This is a genomic window from Nitrosovibrio sp. Nv4 (assembly GCF_900215485.1).
Lineage (GTDB): Bacteria > Pseudomonadota > Gammaproteobacteria > Burkholderiales > Nitrosomonadaceae > Nitrosospira.
Window position 1 is genome coordinate 475351 of sequence record NZ_OCMZ01000001.1, and the last position, 17665, is coordinate 493015.

Genomic DNA, 17665 nt, shown 5'->3' on the forward strand with positions numbered 1-17665 from the left:
CGGCGGCCTCAGGGTACGGAAGGGTAGACTTGATTATATAGAGTTAAGGCAGGGGTAAAAAGTGAAACTGCCCCTCGTGGAAGGGTTACTGTAGGGCGAGAGGCTAACGGGAGAACGGTGAAGCCGCCCGCAATTCCAACTTCCCTGGTGTTCCCTCCTCTTCGCGAAGTGTCTCGTCCAGTATTTCGATCCAGTGCTCGACTGGCAACGACGTTCCGCTTCGCACATGCATGAGGCAGCCGATGTTGGCGGTGGCAATCCGGGTTGGCCCGCCCGATTCCAGCGCGGTCACCTTATTTTTCAGCAGCTGTTGCGACAGTTCGGGCTGCAAAATCGAATAGGTCCCCGCCGATCCGCAGCAAAGATGAGCGTCGGGCACGTACGTCAATTCGAAGCCAGCGGCGATCAGAATCTTCTCTGCGACACCTCGGATGCGCATCCCATGCTGCAGAGTACAGGGGGAATGGAATGCTAGCCTGGGTTTTATTGTGCTGGGTGTATCAGGAGACCTTCGGTTGAGAAATGGGAAAAGTGCGTCGGTTTCAGCTTCTACAATCTCGCTGATATCCTTGGCCAATTCGGAAATTCGCGCCGCTTTTTCCGCATAGGCAGGATCATGACTCAACAAATGGCCGTATTCCTTTACGGTCACGCCGCAGCCGCTGGCAGTCAAAACGATTGCTTCTACTCCACCTGCGCCATCCGCGTCTCCACCTTCCTTCCCAATATAGGGCCACCAGGCATCGACATTACGGCGCATGTAATCCAGCCCTTCCTGCTGAGCGTTGAGATGATAAGACACGGCGCCACAGCAACCTGCCTTCGGCGCTATGACGAGCGATATATCAAGCTTGTCCAGTACCCGCGCGGCTGCGGCGTTGATATTGGGGGCCAGCGAAGGTTGCACGCAGCCTTCGAGTATCAGCATTTTGCGTTTGTGACGCACGGGGGGCCATGATTCCGCGGCTTGCGTTTTCTGCACAGGCGGAGGTAGTGAATCCTTCAGTGCCCCGGGCAGTAGTGGACGGAAAGACTGCCCTAGTTTCAGCAACGACGCAAACACGCCGGGGTTGGACAAGACCTGGCGCAGTGCGTATCGCATAGTACCGGCAGCAACCCCTCGCCCCACCTTCTTTTCAACGATGCCACGGCCGATATCCACCAGCCGCCCATAACGCACACCGGACGGACAAACCGTCTCGCAGGCGCGGCAGGTCAGGCAACGGTCGAGATGCAGCTGCGTCTTTTGCGTGACAGGCTCACCTTCCAATACCTGCTTCATCAGGTAAATGCGTCCTCGCGGGCTGTCCAGTTCGTCGCCCAGCAACTGATACGTCGGGCAGGTGGCAAGGCAGAAACCGCAATGAACACAAGTGCGCAGTATCGCCTCCGCTTCCTGCCCCTCTGGAGTGTCCTTGATGAAATCCGCGAGATTGGTTTGCACTTTATATTTCCGGGTACATCCGGCCCGGACTGAATATACGTTTGGGATCGAATTTTTCTTTCAGGCGCCGGTTGATATTCATTAATGCCGGCGCGAGCGGATGGAATACGCTGGCGCATGGTCCATCGCTGCGAAACAATGTCGCATGACCGCCCGCATCTTTTGCCGTATTGCGTATGGCTGTATGCACAGCATCCGTATCTGCATCCATATCAACTGCCAGCCAGCGCAGCGCTCCGCCCCACTCGATCAGCTGCTTTCCCGGCAGCGAAAGCGGCGGTGTGGTTGATTTTATGGACAAGCGCCAGAGCTGCTTTCCTGGTTGAAAAAAAGAGTGCGTCTGTTCGCGTATCGATTGCCAGAAAGCCGCACCCTCGGCGATTTCCACGCCGCCCATTATCGTGCGAGCAGCACGCACGGCGGGTGCTGCGCCGGAGAGCCTGAAAATCAGCTCACCATCGCAGAAGCAGGTCGCGGAAACCGGTAGCGGTTTGCCTGCCCAAAGATTCATCTTGTCGATAGCCTCCGCCTCGTTCATCGGCAGGCGCAGCGTAAGCTCCGCCGCCGGTAACGGCAGTACCTTAAGCGAAACGTCCAGTAATAAACCCAGTGTTCCCATCGAACCCGTCATCAAACGCGAGACATCATAGCCCGCCACATTTTTCATCACCTGCCCGCCAAAACTCAGGTCATCACCTCTACCGTCCAGCATGCGAACGCCCAGTACGAAGTCACGCACCGCCCCGGCAGATGCGCGCCGTGGACCGGACAAGCCGCTTGCGACACAACCGCCAAGCGTGGCGCCGGGACCAAAGTGCGGCGGCTCAAAGGCCAACATTTGACCACGCTTACGCAGTTCCGTTTCAAGTTCAGCCAAGCGGGTGCCGGCGCGGGCTGTTACGACCAGTTCGGTAGGCTCGTAATCGACAATGCCTGTATAGGCTGTGGCATTCAGAATACCGCCCTCTGAGCCGTCGGGATTCGCGGTCCGATTGCCATAGAAATCCTTGGTGCCACCGCTGCGTATAAGTAACGATGCGCTCTCTCGAGCGGCTGCGCGAATGGTATCGGCAAACTGATCGATGATTTCCTGCATGGCTTAATCAGATGCTCGCCAAGACGAAGTACGTAAAATACGCATCATCAAAATCTTGGCAGTTCAGGGAATTTTTCTTCGCCCCGATGCACATGCATGGCTCCGTGCTCCGCGCAGCGACGCAGCGTCGGCACGGCTTTACCCGGATTCAAAAGTCCATCCGGATCGAAGGCAGCCTTTACGGCATGGAACATTTCCAGTTCGCCAGTCTTGAATTGCGAACACATCTGATTGATTTTTTCTATGCCGACTCCATGCTCACCTGTAATGGTTCCCCCGGCCTGGATGCACATCTGGAGTATTTTTGCGCCAAATTCCTCTGTTAATTCAAGTTCTCCGGGACGGTTGGCATCATAAAGAATCAATGGATGCAAATTTCCGTCGCCCGCGTGGAAGACATTCATGCAACGCAAACCGTATTCAGCAGAGAGCGCTTCGATTCCGGACAGTACCTTCGCAAGGTTCTTGCGAGGAATCGTTCCATCCATACAGTAATAATCCGGCGAAACCCGCCCTGCCGCCGGGAATGCGGCCTTGCGCCCCGCCCAGAATCTGAGGCGTTCGGCCTCGTCGCGGGATGTTCTGATCTCGATCGCCCCACTCTGCTTCATGATCTCGTTAACGCGCTGGATTTCCTCCGTCACTTCCTCCGTCGCGCCGTCGGATTCACACAACAGAATCGCCGCCGCCTCGAGGTTATAACCGGCATGGATATACTCCTCCACTGCGCGGGTCGTGATTTTGTCCATCATTTCCATGCCCGCCGGGATTATTCCCGCAGCGATCACATTTGCCACCGCATCACCGGCCTTGCGTATGTCGTCGAAGGCGGCAAGGACCACCTGGGCTTTTTCAGGCCTGGGCGTGAGTTTTACGGTAACTTCGGTCACGATACCCAGCATGCCTTCGCTACCTGTCATGAGTGCCAGCAGATCATAGCCTGCAGCATCCAGGCCGCCGCCCCCGATTTCAAGAAGCTCGCCCTCTATGGTCAACACGCGCAACTCGAGAATATTGTGCACCGTGAGCCCATATTTAAGACAATGCACGCCTCCGGAATTTTCGGCCACGTTACCGCCGATAGAGCACGCAATCTGAGAAGAGGGGTCGGGCGCATAATATAGACCATAATTTGCTGCTGCTTCGCTGATGGCAAGATTGCGCACACCTGGCTGCACCCTGGCGGTGCGCGCCACCGGATCAAGTTCAAGTATGCGTTTTAACTTGGCGAGCGACAGCAGAACACCCTCTGCGTGGGGCAGCGCGCCCCCGGACAGACCGGTTCCCGCGCCGCGCGCCACCACCGGAATTTTCGATGCATGGCAGATCCGCAGAATCTGGGCTACTTCGTCTTCGGTTTGCGGCAATGCGACAATCATCGGCGTTTGCCGGTAAGCCGAGAGACCGTCGCACTCGTACGGCCTCAAGTCCTCTTTCTCATGCAGCACCGCTTCGGGTGGCAGAAAAGTGCGCAGCCGGGTGACAAGTTCGAGAGAATTCATAAATCCATTGTTCAGCGACTCATTTTAAAGAGCCCAGCTTATCAGATTCTCCGGCTGAATCCCGAATCTCATGATTCGCCAATTTTTCGAGCATTTTTACCATTGCCGCACTATCCCATTTGGCGCCGCCGTGAGCGATGCATGCACTGAACAATTCCTGAACTGTAGCAGTGTTTGGTAGGCTGATGCCCAATGCGCGCGCATTGGATAGCGCCAGACCCAGGTCCTTCTGATGCAATTCAATGCGAAATCCCGGTTCGAATGCCCGCTTGATCATGCGTTCGCCATGAACCTCCAGAACGCGTGACGAGGCAAAACCACCCATCAGGGCCTGGCGCACCTTTGAAGGATCGGCGCCAGCCTTGGAAGCAAACAACAATCCTTCTCCCACGGCCTCGATTGTGAGGGCAGCGATAATCTGATTGGCAATCTTGCAAACCTGGCCTGCGCCATTGGCCCCAATCAACGTAACGGTTTTACCCATTAATTCGAGGACTGGTTTTACCTTCTCGAACACCGGTTCGGCGGCGCCCACCATTACGGTAAGGGTAGCATCCCTCGCACCGATATCGCCACCCGACACTGGCGCATCGACATAGTCGCAACCGAGCTTATTGATGTCAGCGGCAAATTCTCTGGTTTCAATGGGAGATATGGAACTCATGTCCATCACAATCTTGCCTGTACTCGAACCGCCGCTCGACTCCAATCCCAACCCTAATCTCAATCCTTGCACTACGCCGTTCTCACCAAACAGCACTCGTTTCACATCCTGAGTATCGGGCAGCATCGTGATGATGATATCAGCATTTTGTGCGACTTCTCTGGGCGAGGAACAAGCCTTGCCACCCTGCTCGAGCAACTCCTCCGGCACACCACTACGGGAATGCAGAAATAAGGTATGTCCACCCTTGATAAGACGCTCGGCCATGGGCTTCCCCATGATGCCAAGACCAATGAAACCGATTTTCATTCTATTTTCGCTCATCAATAAGATTATCCTTGGCGGCCAATCTCGGCTATTCTTTTGCTATCTGCGCCCGATGGGGATCTATTGGCCCGAGTTCGCATGCGCCCACATCCCACTAGTACCCGCTAGTATAAACTTTCACGATGTTTCGCTGCCGAATACAGATATACGTACTATGAACGCCTTACTGCCGTCTGCGCGTTCATAAAATTGTTCATAAAATTTTTTAAGCATCAAAATCCAGATTTACCATTTGATAATTTCAAGGAAACGGAATGATCGAATTTCAAAAGGATATACTTGAACGTGACAATCTTGTCCATAATAAAACGATCGCCGCGCAACGCGGTGTCGGCACATTTATGTGCCAGCAAAATAGTCGGGACAAAGGGCATTATGCCGGGTACGGCATGAACGCCAGCTTCCAATCTGGAGAAGCCTGACCATGACGCAGCAGCCTGTAATCATTATCGGCAGCGGCCTTGCGGGTTATACCGTGGCCCGGGAGTTTCGGAAGCTGGACGTCGAAACGCCTATTCTGATCATTTCGGCGGATCATGGCGGTTTCTACTCCAAGCCGATGCTTTCAAATGCCCTGGCGACGGGGAAAACCCCCGCATCCATACTGAATGCCAGCGCTGAGAAAATGGCTGAGCAGTTGAAAATGACGATTCGATCGCATAGCCGGGTGACAGCCATTGACCCGACGAGCAGAACAGTGACGTTGCAAGATGGAGAGAAATTGTTCTATAGCAAACTTGTCCTGGCCATGGGCGCCGATCCGATCCGGCTGCCGCTGGAAGGCGAGGGGGTAAAAGACATTCTTTCCGTAAACGACCTTGATGACTATCAACGCCTTCGTGATGCGCTGGAAGGAAAAAAGGATGTAACCATTCTTGGCGCAGGGCTGATCGGCTGTGAATTTGCTAACGACTTGACCATGGCAGGCTATCGGGTACGTGTGATCGATATCAGCACCCAACCTCTGGGGCGGCTTCTGCCACCGGCCGGGGGCGCCTTTATGCAACGCAGACTGGAAGCTGCCGGCGTGGTTTTTCACTTGGGGGCGGCAACTCAATTCGTGGAGCGGATCCATGAAAGCTTGCGTTTGACTCTTGCCGATGGAGAAACTATCCAGACGGATATCGTACTTTCCGCTGTAGGGTTGCGCCCTCGCACCGCCTTGGCGCAAGCGGCCGGGATTGCCGTGAATCGCGGCATCACGGTAAACCGCTCGCTGCAGACCCGCTATGAGGATATTTACGCGCTGGGCGACTGCGCGGAGGTGGAAGGCCGGGTGCTGCCGTTCGTCATGCCAATCATGCATGCGGCCCGCGGCCTGGCGGCAACGCTTGCCCAAACTTTGACTCCAATCCGCTATCCAGCCATGCCTGTGCTGGTTAAAACGCCATCTTGTCCCGCTGTCGTGTCACCGCCAGATACCTCTATGCAGGGCGAATGGCTGGTCGAGGAAGATGAAAACGGTGTCAAGGCGCTGTTTAAAAGTGTGGAAGATAAGCTGCTGGGTTATGCCTTGCTGGGTATGTCAACCAAGGAAAAGAACGCGCTTGCCGCACATTTGCCGGCCGTGATGGAATAAGGAACGGCGGAGATCCGTTATCGCCCCAGGCATTTACCGTACTTTACCGGCCGATTACCACAGCCAATTATCCGCAGGAAGCCTGCTGCTGGAAATGCCTGGGGCATATGAACAACAACTGATTTTAAAAACCCTTCGATCGCATGCAGGAAGAATAGGCCGCCTGATATTGCGCATCGTGCGACTTGGTTTCGTTGAGTCCGTATAGCGTCCCGCCCGCCGCGCCTGTTACTCCACCTATCGCGGCACCCTTTCCCGCGCCTTTTCCGCCACCTGCAATCGCGCCGCCCGCCGCACCCACGGCTGCGCCAATAGCAGCGCCTAGCGCGGCACTCGTGAGTACTTCCTGGGCTTTGCTATTGACCTGCTCATTCGCGTATCTGTTGCACGCATCCATGACAGATTGAGAAGGATATGCCGGCTGGGGGGGATATGCAGCTTGGGAAGGAGGTGGAACCGCTGCCGAAGCGCTCCTGTTTGGCTGTGTGGCGCGGACACTCCGGGGACGTTCCCCTGGCGTTTCCTCAATGGCCGAGGTGGACGCGGCCTTCTTTTCGTGCTCGGCGCCCGGAATATCCCCGGACTGGGCCGTGGATGACGGCGTGCCTGATTCCTCGGTCTTGGAGTCCGGCCCGGCGACCATCAGCGTTGCCGCCACGGTTGCGCCAACCAGCAGTATTCCAATCGTGGTCAGCTTCCAATAGTTAACGGATTCGTTTGACATTGTGTCTCCTTATGAAAAGGTATTGCTTTTTTTGCCATGCTTCGACCTATAGCTTTCTACCAAACGTCATTGCGAACCATCGTGCATGCCGTGTTTCCCTTTGCTATTTTTATCGCCTTTGCCGCCTTTGCCCTTGATGGCTTTATCCTTATCAGCCTTGTTGTTTCCCCTGTATTCATGACCTTGATGCTTGCCCTTCCCATAGTTGCGGCCGCCTTCTCCAGCTTCGTGGCCATGCCCGCGGCCATCATGATTTCTCAGATCAGAACGATCGTCACCCCTGGCGGCTCCGGTGGACCACTGCGCGTTTGTATTCTCGATTCCTCGTTCGCTCATGTGTCCGGATGCCGAACCGCCAGGACTACCATGCTGACCATGGCCACCCATGCCTTCATGATGTCCGCCATGTCCGCCATTGCCGCCGCCCCCTTCACGGGCAAGTACTGGAGCGCCATACACCAGAAAACCCGCCAGCATTATCACTAAACCTTTGCGCATGTCCGATCTCCTCTTGTGGTTGATGCCTTCCAGACCAGGATGGCTGGATGAAATAGTAATCCCATATTTTTCAGTTATGGATACAAACCTTCCTGCATAACTCTTCACGCGACACTGTCAATAGCAATCATCGGAAACATATTCACCCATGGGCCGGAATTCTGGCCGGACAGAGTGTACGAAAAATCAGATTCCCTTTTTAGGGCTTTCCAGACAACCAACTAATCCGCCTCGGCGGCGCGTAGAAGTCCGTCCGTTGATATAGCCCGGCATCTTACACATTTCGATAACAATGACCATTGGACTTAAGTACACCTATTACAGAGCTGGTCACTTTCCCGGTCGACAATCAGTCTGCGCGGATATTTCATAACAAATAATGTGAATGGGCCATCCAGTTACAAGCGTGCTAACTACGAAAGTATCTAATACTGAGCTACTCGATCCGTAAATTACCATTTTTGTGAAATTTTTGTGAAATTTATGTGAAAAAAAGACAACCGATTCTCCATCGGTGCGTTATATCAACCATGGTGCGATGAAAATTGCTCCTGACCGATGTTTCTTGCTAACTGCGATCATTACTGAAATGGAGACTTTCATGACAAAAATAAAATTTACATGTGTTGCTCTAATCATGCTTGGGTTGGTCCCCACGAGTTCGGCATGGGCGGGAAAAGGTCATGGGCATCACAAGCATGGTCATCATAACCATGGTCATCATCGTAACCACCATGGCCACGGCCACCATCACCACGGAGGAGGACACGGGGGATATGGACTCGCAATAGGAATGGGGATGGGACTGCTGGGTTATGGCCTGGGCTATCTGAGTAATAGAGCACCTTCCTATCCACCTGCATATGGCTATCCGTCCGCAGGTTATGCGCCGGGTTATGGGTATGGGCCCGTTGTCGTACCTCCTGCGCCGCCGGTTTATATCCAGCAGGGATGGCGATAAGGGACTGGTCGTTTTTTTGTGATTAAAACGCAACCATTGCTACGGTATGGAGACGTAAATGAAAATCATGAAATTGATGTGCGCCACAGCTCTTATGTTGCTCGGGTCGATTCCGGCAACCCCGGCATTGGCGGGTGGGGGCCACGGTCATCATGGTCACCACGGCCATCATCATGGCCACCACCATCATAGGGGAGGTTATGGGGGATATGGGTTGGCGCTGGGACTCGGATTACTGGGTTACGGCCTGGGCTCGTATAGCAGTCGAGCCCCTTATTATCCTCCTTCCTATGGGTATCCTCCTGCCGGGTACGCGCCCAATTACGGGTATGGACCGGGTTACGGCTATGCGCCTGTCGTTGCGGCCCCCTCTGCGCCACCCGTATACATCCAGCAGCGGGAGGTTGTCCAAATCCAGCCGCAAGCTCAAGCAGCCAACTACTGGCACTACTGCCGAAGTCCTGAGGGCTATTATCCCTATGTGAAAAAATGCCCTGACGGATGGCTCCGGGTCGCGCCCCAGCCCGGGGAGTAGCGGGATAACCGCCGACATGCATAAAACACTTACGTTATCCGCCCTGCTGGCGCTATCTTCATTGTGCTCGCTGACTGCGTGCACAAGCATGCCTACAGGACCCAGCATGATGGCTTTGCCAGGTTCCGGCAGAAGCTTCGACCAGTTTCGTTACGACGATCATTACTGCAGGCAATTCGCCCACGAGCAAATCGGTGGCCGGACGCCGGATCAGGCCTCCATATCCAGCGGAATAGGGAGTGCCGCGGTAGGTACAGGGTTGGGCGCGGCAGCAGGTGCGGCTTTAGGAGGCGGGCGCGGTGCAGCTATCGGGGCCGGCGTCGGTCTGTTGGCCGGGAGCCTTGCCGGAACCCGAACTGCCGGCGCGTCGGGATATGCCGGTCAGCAACGTTACGACATGGGCTATACCCAATGCATGTACGGGAAAGGTCACCGCGTTCCGGTACACGGCCAGGTCACGAGCGGCTCTAACATGAACGGTGGCAACCAGTATACAGGTGCTCCTTATCCATCCTATCCACCTGCCAGAAGCGTACGGAGGAGTTCGCTGCCACCGCCGCCGCCACCGCCTCCAGGTATTCCACCCCCACCTCCACCGCAGTAAGCTTAGCGCGTAGTTTCCTCATTACCGCATCGCGAAATACGGTGACGGATACCGGCATCGGATTTTGTGCCAATGATGCCCGGCGCGGTCCTCAATTTTTCGCCAGCAGTCTGCGGGGAATTTGCTTTAATGAGGTTATGAGATGCCAATTCGCTGCCGGCGCTGCCAGCGCCTTAGGCGCATTCCTTTATTTCGGTTGTGCTTTACCGTCGCAAGCAGCGGAATTCGATGCGTTGCGCCAAAAAATGGTGGAGGAGGTAATCGCTTCATCCGGTAGTACTCCTCCCGATCCCGACGTCATGGCAGCAATGGGAAAAGTGGAGCGGCACCGTTTTGTGCCTGGGTGGCTGGCGCCGTTCGCTTATCGCAACCATCCCCTGCCCATCGGTTATGGACAGACCATTTCGCAGCCTCTAATCGTGGCGCGAATGACAGACCTGCTGAACATCAAAGAAGGTGACACCGTACTTGAAATCGGCACCGGTTCAGGTTATCAAGCCGCTGTTCTTGCGGAAATAGCCAAATCCGTTTACAGCATTGAGATTATCGAGCCGCTGGGAAAACAAGCGGCAGAACGGCTCAAATCCCTTGGTTATAAAAATGTAGAAACAAGGGTGGGCGATGGCTACTATGGTTGGCCGGAAGCGGCGCCATTCGACGCCATCATAGTAACGGCTGCCGCTAGCCATGTGCCACCTCCTCTGCTCAAGCAGCTGAAACCGGGCGGCCGCATGGTAATTCCGCTTGGCGCGAGTTTCATGACCCAGTATTTGATGCTGGTGGAGAAACAGCAGGACGGCTCGGTGACCACCCGTCAAATTGTGCCAGTGCGGTTCGTTCCACTCAGCGGTGGACATTGAGCTGCGGAACCCCCTATGTCCATACCGCGTCCGCCATTAGTCGCCATCGGGCTGCTCTCAGCTTGCGTGCTGGCATATGAAGTACTGCTGACCCGCTTGTTCAGCATTGTGCTGTGGCACCATTTCGCCTACATGATCATCAGTGCGGCAATGCTGGGCTATGGGGCAAGTGGCACGGCGCTGGCATTGCTAAAGGAAAAAATTGCGCCGCGCGTCGGCTTGGTCTATGTCATGGTTGCAACGGCAATGGCGTTTCTCATGCCCGCGGCGTTTCTGCTGGCGCAGCAGATTCCGTTCAATCCGCTGCAGCTCCTGTGGGATCAAGCCCAGCTGACCCGACTGCTCGCCATTTATCTGTTGATGATGCTGCCTTTCTTTTGCGGAGGACTGGGTATCGGTCTCGTCATGTGGCACTTCGGCAGCCAGGCAGGGCGAGTCTATGCGTTCGACATACTAGGGGCGGGGATAGGCAGCCTGGGCGTTATCGGCGTGCTTTTTCTCATGCCGCCCCACAATGCGCTCGTCGCCCTCACGGCACTGGCCCTGCTGGCTGCCGCTATTGCCATCGTCGAACTGGAGATGCGGCCAAAATGGCTGGCCGGAATATTTGTTGGGTTGGGTTTGGCGGTATTCATGGCACTGCCCGGCAGTTGGTTGCAAGCACAGCCCTCCCCCTATAAGGATTTGAGCCAAACCCTGAATATTGCCGGGGCCCAGGTAGTAGAGGAGCGTTCCAGTCCATTGGGGCAGATCACAGTAGTGGAAAATATCCTGATCCCCTTCCGTCATGCGCCGGGGATGAGTCTCAATGCCGTGGACGAGCCGCCGCCCCAGTTGGCTGTGTTCGTGGACGGAGAAGGGCCATTGGTGTTGACAAGGTTTGACGGCAAGCTCGCGCCGCTGGCCTACCTGGATCAGCTGACCTCGGCGCTGCCTTATCACGTGCTGGAAAAGCCCCGGGTGCTGGTGCTGGGCGCAGGAGCAGGCAGCGATGTGTTACAGGCACTTTACCATGGCGCGGTCGCGGTCGATGCGGTGGAGCTCGACCGCAATGTTATCGATCTGGTCCAGCAGCGTTTTCACGACTTTGCGGGGAACATTTATGCACAGCCAGGAGTGCGCGTGTTTGCAGCCGAGGCGCGTGGCTTCGTTAACGCCAGCCCTGACCGCTACGACCTTGTCCAAGTGGCGCTGATGGATTCATTTGGCGTCGCCTCGGCCGGGCTATACGGTCTGAGCGAGAGTTATCTCTACACTGTGGAGGCGCTCCAGACGTACCTGAGCCGATTGACGCCGGACGGCATGCTGGCCGTTACCCGCTGGCTGACCCTGCCGCCGCGCGACGCACTGAAATTATTTGCTACGGCGGTGTTTGCGTTGGAGCAAAACGGTATCCCCAATCCCGGTGAGCGGCTGGTGATGATACGAGGTTGGAAAACCGTCACGCTGCTCGTGAAGAACAGCGATTTCACCGCTGAGGAAATCGAGGCGATCAAGGAGTTCGGTCGCACGCGTTCTTTTGATGTGGCTTATTATCCAGGGATGCCCCCCGAGGAGGCAAACCGCTACAACCTGCTGGAGCAGCCGTATTTCTTCGAAGGAGCCGCTGCGCTGCTGGGTCCGCAGCGAGAGGTCTTCATCGACCGCTACAAGTTCTACATTGAGCCTGCGACTGACGATCGGCCTTATTTTTTCCGTTTCTTCAAATGGGCGGCAGCCGCAGAACTATTCGCTCTGCGCGAGCAGGGAGGTATGCCGCTGCTCGACTGGAGCTATCCGCTGCTGGTGGCGGCACTGGTGCAGGCATTTGTTGCCAGCATTGTTCTGATTCTGGCGCCGCTGGCCGCCTCGCGGGCTCGACGCGCGCTGCCCACCGCACCCGTAGCCCTGTACTTTCTCGCCATCGGCTTCGCTTTCATGTTCATGGAAATCGCCTTCATCCAGAAATTTATCCTGTTTCTCGCCCATCCGCTCTATGCCGTAGCGGTTGTGTTGTGCGCATTTCTGATATTCGCTGCCGCGGGGAGCTGGCTTACAGGTCGATGGCAAAAGAAAGCAATGGGTAGAGGCAGCAGGCACCTGACCCTAGCGGTAATGACGATGGGCGTGTTATCGCTGCTTTATCTCGCCGTCCTGCCGGGCTTGTTCCAGGCGCTCACCCATCTGACTGATGCGGCAAAAATAGCTATTTCGGTAGTGCTGATCGCGCCACTGGCGGTATGCATGGGAATGCCCTTTCCTACCGGAACGATGCGGCTCGCCTCAACAGCTCAGGACTCCATTCCCTGGGCGTGGGCAATCAATGGTTTTGCCTCAGTAGTGGGCGCGGTACTCGCTACCTTGCTGGCTATTCACCTGGGTTTTGCAGCGGTGATTCTGCTCGCTGTTCTGATCTATGGTTTGGCTGCCATCGCATTGCGGAGGTTCGCGTGAAAGAAGCGGTTTATCCTTTCAAACCTGGCAAGATTTAAAAACGTGTTACCAGCGGAAGGAGTAGCCCTGTTATCACTTCCTGTCCCCGCTCAACCAATTACTTATCGCCCAGCCCGAACATTTCGAATAGGGTTCGCCTTTAAGCAATACCCGGTAAGCATCAGGCAGGTTTTCCATTACCCATCGCATTTCCAGCTCATCCTGGGCGGTCATTATCGTGGGGCCAACAAACGGCGTTTTGTTTCTGCGTAAATCCATATGGAAACGAGGCTTGTGGCGTACATCAAAAAAACCCAGCATTTGTCTTAAAATGGCTTCATCTTTTAATTGTGCGTCCACATCTATAAAAAATACACGGTCCTGCCACTCATTCTGTTTGATCAGCTGCGTTGCCCGATATTCAATTTCTATCCATTGCAACAGGTAAAACTGGAACCGGCTTAAGGTGTGTCCGGCATAATACTGAAAAATCTCTTCCTTCCCGGTTAGTGCCCAGCGGAAATAGCGCTCGCCCGTGTCACTGGTGTAATCCACAAACGGGATATGCATCCTCCGCGCCAGCTGCTCGCGCAGCAGTTCACTTTTGGCCACTTTGCCGGGATGACGAACAAGGTGAATAAAACCGGGATTTTTCAGTAACGCCCCGGCGTGACGGTTGAACGCTTTGAGGAAGGCGTGATTGGATTCAAAATACACTGGTGCTTTACAGTTTGCGATGAAACGACACTTACGCTCTAGGATTGGTACCAACGCTTTATCGTTACCACGCGTATTCCAATCGATGGGCTTGCCAAACAGAACAGGATTGCCGGGAATAAGATAAGGTTCGTGCGTGCTATAACACTGTTGCACGTTCCTGGCAAAAAAGTCAGCGAGGTAGCTCGTGCCAGAACGGCCGCTAGCCAAGGTAAAAAGCGTTAGTTTGGTGCTGCTGGCAAGACCAGTCATGTTTAAAGGCCTTGGGAGAAGTCAACGGGAGCGCGGAACGGGTAAGGCAATTTCATCACGCAACGCATACAACGGCGCCATTCGGCGCATGATGAGTGAATTATCTCGGGTTCTAAAAGAACAGGTTAACCATATGTTAAGCATTCGCAAGAGGTTGTAAGGCGCTACTCGACTGACCAGCTGAGTATTGCTCAAGCTTTATCACCTTATTTTGCTTTAGGTTGTTGGCAAAGACCGCTTTGGGTCGATTTGCAACCTTCGCCACGGGCAGAAACGTAAAAAACTACCATTTACGCACTACTATTGGTGATGATATAGGGGCAGCTGGCAATAAAATCATTACATACAAATGAAATACAGTAGCGTTATTAAGGGTCAGTACTATTAAAAGATGTCTGGACGCAGGTGTCCCCCTCTAGATCTTGGTCCATGGCCCTGGAGTAGCGCCACGCTCGAGTGCGCCACGCTATCGAACTTCGCAGACGTGCAAGCCGCGCTTCATTCTCACCCCGGACGCAAAGATTGACGATGATCTCAAATCACTCGCGTCAGTCTTGCGCCTGTTCAACAAGAGCGCCAAGGGCATCTTGAAAACCACTGATCGTTACCATTTCGTAGCACAATCAACAACTTGTACCGGAGAAACCGGCGCGAAGATCATCGCAAGCTAGACGAACTCATTCAGGAGCAGCTATACATCTTTGCGGCCTCCTCTATGACTGTAGTCGACCAAACTAGACTTCTTGCAAAATTGGTACAGATTCCAGCCTGTCGTGAGCATATCAGTCGAGATTTCTCTGGCAACTCACTCCACCGATTCATGCAAGAGCTTAGGGTAGACGTAATCCATGTCAGCCTTCATGCACCAGGATGGCAACTTGTTGGTGGGACAGACGAAGATCGATCAACAAAGTTTGTGCTCCATGCCAAACAGTTACCTCGCGTCGAGAGTTACAATGCCGAAGCTAAGCGGTATGTTGCTAAGCATTCGAAAGGCATTGATCTGGTGCTGTAGTCTTTCAGTATCAGTTCAAAGTGAACGAGCTTCACGTTGGCATAATTTAGCCCGAACAGGCCCCATTGGACAGAAATGTGCCAGAAGCGGGTATCAGTGTTTTTACCCGAAAACAGACAGTCGGACGCACTGGGTGATGCTGCCGCCCTCCTATATGCGTAGTATTCCTTTTTATGAAAATTCAATATGTATAAATGCAAGTTACAAGAGTTATCTGGTCGGCAAAAGCCTTTCAGAGAGATATTGGACACCCGAGTTAGAGGCAGACATCGGATTAGGAACCTTCGGCTGGGCAGAAATCGTGCCAGTGCGATCAATTGCTCATAGCTGAGAGCGGTCAGATCAACGTCAGAAGCATCCTAGGCAGCTGACGTCCGGAGACAGCTTCGCAATAGCGGCCCTTTGAACGGACCAGCCGCTCACGTCCTCAATAGCACCAGCCTAATCCTTTGGCTCCGAAGCACCAAAGCTGGCAAGTTCTTCCACGAGGCCCCTGATGTCTGGATGTACTTCGCTCGATCGAAATTGGCTCGCAATTTGCCCGTCGGACGCCGATACTCCGACGGCCGCCTGTAGCCGAGTATTAACCGAAGCTAACACTTCTTTGCCGGGCACCACGGATAGTCGTCCGTCAGGATGCGCCCACAATAGTTCGAAGCGCAAAGAAATATCCGCCGTAATTGTCGCCGGGTCCAGGTGGGGGGCTCTCTTGCGGACAAAGTCGACTTCTCGAGCCTGAATTTGGGCGAAAACATTGTGCCGAACTTCATTCGTGGCTTGTTCGATAAGCTCCGAAATGTCTGGAGCGCTCTTCTTTTGCTCTCCGGATCGTCGTGCGCGCTCAAGGAGGCGTCCTTCGACTGCTCGCTCAAGTACAGTCGCGTCAAGGAGGTAGTTCTCCATCTCTTTACGCCCGTGCACTCGAACTGTGAATCCGTGCTTTAGAAGTTCCTTTCTGATTTCTTCGATTTCTTCATATGAGCGATAGTCGCGATCTAGCACCACTGCTCTGGCCACACGACTTCCAACAGTCGCGTCGATGCCCGCTGCCAGATCAACAGCCCTCTTAGGATTAAAGCCGTCCATCCGCACGACCGCAAAGTCAGACCTATTCGCCACACGTTGATGTCCAAGCACTCTTGCAAAAATTCCGAATACTTGGAAGTCAAGCCCTTCGACGAAAACCACCCGTCTTGTTTTCGCAAGTTGGGTAAGCGTCGGGTTCAAATTCGATCCAAGGACTGAGAAGACCCGCTTCAACTGCGATACATCCTTGACGCGTTGCGCACTCGCCTTTTTCTTGTTCACGTTCAATAGGCTGTTTGCTTCGCATTCCGCAATGATCTCCGTGGAGTGCGTTGCAATGAGTATGTCCGGCCCCAAATCCCGCAGCAAGGCGACTAACTGACGTTGGAGATCAGAGTGCAGGTAGATGTCCGGCTCATCGATGACAAGCAACGATGTCGGAGCCGCTTTCACGATATGAGTCAGCATCTGGCACCAAACCTGGAACCCGTAGCCCGCCCAACATATTTCTCGAGGATGCCGCTCCTCGGGGCAAAACATCGCGAGCTGACGGACGTTTCCAGTCAGCTCCGGTGGATTAATATCCATTCCCGGCCAGGTCGAGATGACCAACTCGCGAAACCGTTGAAAGCCCTCAGGATAGTGATACCAGATATTCCGAAAGTTTCTTGACGCGCCGCTCGTCAGTAATGCAAGGCGCGCGGCCTCCTTGGCGTATAGAGGCTCCTTTGAATCGACGGGCCCAAGGATCGGAACAAATGCTATTTCTATGGGGAAGTTAGCCTTAAATTGAGATGGCGATCTCGGCGCGCGGCCAGTGGATTCCGGGATCAGATAGCACGCACTTTGCTCTGGAAAGTAGAGCTTCAAATGACTGCCATTTGATAGCCGAAATCTTACCTGCGCGGGGACTGATTCGTCATAGTCGAAGAAGATGTTCTCTGCGGCAATCGGAAGATCCGCAATGTTTAGCCTATACCCCCAGCCGGTCAACCCGTTAACGTCTATTGGCTCAGGGCTTCTGGCCCTTGCGCGGCGTAACCCTTCGGCCAGGATACGGAAAGCGCTGATGATCGTCGACTTCCCCGAATTGTTAGGGCCCACCAACACATTAAAATCTTGGAGGGCAATCTGAAAGTTCTCGAAGGCTTTGTAGTGACTGAATCGAACACTCGTAATTCGAAGCTTGGTCATCTTCTTCCCTGGCGGTACGCCACTAAAAAATTATGTAGTACAAGAATGCTACTGCGGCAAGCGGGATCTGTGGTATGTCAATTGGGCTCGGTACGACAGCTACAGCCGTGGCTGCCGGCCTTTCCCGAATTCCTGATACGAGAGCAACGGTGCCTGTGAGAGAACAATTAGTCCGCGGTCGATACCTTAGGTGGTACGAGCCAAGCGCGCAATTGGACTTAAGTGCACCTCTGTTGCGAACAGAACGGTACGGTC

The 17665-nt window shown here is 54.4% G+C and carries 15 protein-coding genes; 7 read left to right on the plus strand and 8 right to left on the minus strand.

Annotated features, from left to right (window positions below):
- Positions 1–103: 103 nt before the first annotated feature.
- Genes glcF through CRO05_RS02075 form a run of 4 tightly spaced genes read right to left on the minus strand, consistent with a single transcriptional unit; the run spans position 104 to position 5042 of the window.
- Positions 104–1444, minus strand: a complete 1341-nt coding sequence (gene glcF / locus CRO05_RS02060) for a glycolate oxidase subunit GlcF (protein ID WP_097065614.1) — start codon at positions 1442–1444, stop codon at positions 104–106.
- A gap of 1 nt (position 1445) precedes the next feature.
- Positions 1446–2540, minus strand: coding sequence for a glycolate oxidase subunit GlcE (glcE, locus tag CRO05_RS02065; protein WP_097065615.1), 1095 nt, complete (start codon positions 2538–2540; stop codon positions 1446–1448).
- Positions 2541–2587: 47 nt separating this feature from the next.
- The gene (locus CRO05_RS02070; protein WP_097065616.1) at positions 2588–4042 is read right to left on the minus strand and encodes an FAD-linked oxidase C-terminal domain-containing protein; all 1455 of its coding nucleotides are present in this window, start codon (positions 4040–4042) and stop codon (positions 2588–2590) included.
- A 19-nt stretch (positions 4043–4061) separates the two neighbouring features.
- Positions 4062–5042 (minus strand): 2-hydroxy-3-oxopropionate reductase, encoded by a 981-nt coding sequence (locus CRO05_RS02075; protein ID WP_339390132.1) that lies wholly within the window; start codon positions 5040–5042, stop codon positions 4062–4064.
- 245 nt (positions 5043–5287) lie between these two features.
- Between CRO05_RS02075 and CRO05_RS15425 the strand changes: the two genes are divergently transcribed.
- Both CRO05_RS15425 and CRO05_RS02080 read left to right on the plus strand, forming a co-directional pair.
- Positions 5288–5455, plus strand: coding sequence for a hypothetical protein (locus tag CRO05_RS15425; RefSeq protein WP_159462688.1), 168 nt, complete (start codon positions 5288–5290; stop codon positions 5453–5455).
- A 2-nt stretch (positions 5456–5457) separates the two neighbouring features.
- Positions 5458–6612 (plus strand): NAD(P)/FAD-dependent oxidoreductase, encoded by a 1155-nt coding sequence (locus CRO05_RS02080; RefSeq protein WP_097065617.1) that lies wholly within the window; start codon positions 5458–5460, stop codon positions 6610–6612.
- A gap of 124 nt (positions 6613–6736) precedes the next feature.
- On the opposite strand, the gene CRO05_RS15430 is transcribed toward CRO05_RS02080, so the two are convergent.
- Both CRO05_RS15430 and CRO05_RS02090 read right to left on the minus strand, forming a co-directional pair.
- A complete protein-coding gene (locus CRO05_RS15430) occupies positions 6737–7336 on the minus strand; it encodes a hypothetical protein (protein ID WP_159462689.1) in 600 nt (199 codons plus the stop codon).
- A 66-nt stretch (positions 7337–7402) separates the two neighbouring features.
- The gene (locus tag CRO05_RS02090; protein ID WP_097065619.1) at positions 7403–7834 is read right to left on the minus strand and encodes a hypothetical protein; all 432 of its coding nucleotides are present in this window, start codon (positions 7832–7834) and stop codon (positions 7403–7405) included.
- Positions 7835–8435: 601 nt separating this feature from the next.
- Here CRO05_RS02090 and CRO05_RS02095 point away from each other — a divergent pair.
- The 5 genes from CRO05_RS02095 (at position 8436) to CRO05_RS02115 (ending at position 13227) form a co-directional block, all read left to right on the plus strand.
- A complete protein-coding gene (locus CRO05_RS02095) occupies positions 8436–8795 on the plus strand; it encodes a hypothetical protein (RefSeq protein WP_181319863.1) in 360 nt (119 codons plus the stop codon).
- A 58-nt stretch (positions 8796–8853) separates the two neighbouring features.
- A complete protein-coding gene (locus CRO05_RS02100) occupies positions 8854–9330 on the plus strand; it encodes a hypothetical protein (protein WP_097065621.1) in 477 nt (158 codons plus the stop codon).
- A 16-nt stretch (positions 9331–9346) separates the two neighbouring features.
- The gene (locus tag CRO05_RS02105; RefSeq protein WP_097065622.1) at positions 9347–9934 is read left to right on the plus strand and encodes a YMGG-like glycine zipper-containing protein; all 588 of its coding nucleotides are present in this window, start codon (positions 9347–9349) and stop codon (positions 9932–9934) included.
- Between the two features lie 137 nt (positions 9935–10071).
- Positions 10072–10794 carry a protein-L-isoaspartate(D-aspartate) O-methyltransferase gene (locus CRO05_RS02110; RefSeq protein ID WP_097066605.1) on the plus strand — a complete coding sequence of 241 codons (723 nt, stop codon included), beginning with the start codon at positions 10072–10074 and terminating at the stop codon, positions 10792–10794.
- Positions 10795–10809: 15 nt separating this feature from the next.
- Positions 10810–13227 carry an SAM-dependent methyltransferase gene (locus tag CRO05_RS02115; protein WP_097065623.1) on the plus strand — a complete coding sequence of 806 codons (2418 nt, stop codon included), beginning with the start codon at positions 10810–10812 and terminating at the stop codon, positions 13225–13227.
- A gap of 72 nt (positions 13228–13299) precedes the next feature.
- On the opposite strand, the gene CRO05_RS02120 is transcribed toward CRO05_RS02115, so the two are convergent.
- Positions 13300–14175: a hypothetical protein gene (locus tag CRO05_RS02120; protein ID WP_097065624.1), complete on the minus strand. Its 876-nt coding sequence runs from the start codon at positions 14173–14175 to the stop codon at positions 13300–13302.
- A gap of 1456 nt (positions 14176–15631) precedes the next feature.
- Positions 15632–17410, minus strand: a complete 1779-nt coding sequence (locus CRO05_RS02130) for an ATP-dependent endonuclease (RefSeq protein WP_097065626.1) — start codon at positions 17408–17410, stop codon at positions 15632–15634.
- Positions 17411–17665: the final 255 nt, after the last annotated feature.

Coding starts and splice junctions, on each gene's coding strand:
- CRO05_RS02100 (WP_097065621.1), top strand. CDS start 8,854: ATGAAAATCATGAAATTGATGTGCGCCACAGCTCTTATGTTGCTCGGG.
- CRO05_RS02110 (WP_097066605.1), top strand. CDS start 10,072: ATGAGATGCCAATTCGCTGCCGGCGCTGCCAGCGCCTTAGGCGCATTC.
- CRO05_RS02090 (WP_097065619.1), bottom strand. CDS start 7,834: ATGCGCAAAGGTTTAGTGATAATGCTGGCGGGTTTTCTGGTGTATGGC.
- CRO05_RS02095 (WP_181319863.1), top strand. CDS start 8,436: ATGACAAAAATAAAATTTACATGTGTTGCTCTAATCATGCTTGGGTTG.
- CRO05_RS02105 (WP_097065622.1), top strand. CDS start 9,347: ATGCATAAAACACTTACGTTATCCGCCCTGCTGGCGCTATCTTCATTG.
- glcE (WP_097065615.1), bottom strand. CDS start 2,540: ATGCAGGAAATCATCGATCAGTTTGCCGATACCATTCGCGCAGCCGCT.
- CRO05_RS15430 (WP_159462689.1), bottom strand. CDS start 7,336: ATGTCAAACGAATCCGTTAACTATTGGAAGCTGACCACGATTGGAATA.
- CRO05_RS02115 (WP_097065623.1), top strand. CDS start 10,810: ATGTCCATACCGCGTCCGCCATTAGTCGCCATCGGGCTGCTCTCAGCT.
- CRO05_RS15425 (WP_159462688.1), top strand. CDS start 5,288: ATGATCGAATTTCAAAAGGATATACTTGAACGTGACAATCTTGTCCAT.
- CRO05_RS02120 (WP_097065624.1), bottom strand. CDS start 14,175: ATGACTGGTCTTGCCAGCAGCACCAAACTAACGCTTTTTACCTTGGCT.
- CRO05_RS02070 (WP_097065616.1), bottom strand. CDS start 4,042: ATGAATTCTCTCGAACTTGTCACCCGGCTGCGCACTTTTCTGCCACCC.
- CRO05_RS02130 (WP_097065626.1), bottom strand. CDS start 17,410: ATGACCAAGCTTCGAATTACGAGTGTTCGATTCAGTCACTACAAAGCC.
- CRO05_RS02080 (WP_097065617.1), top strand. CDS start 5,458: ATGACGCAGCAGCCTGTAATCATTATCGGCAGCGGCCTTGCGGGTTAT.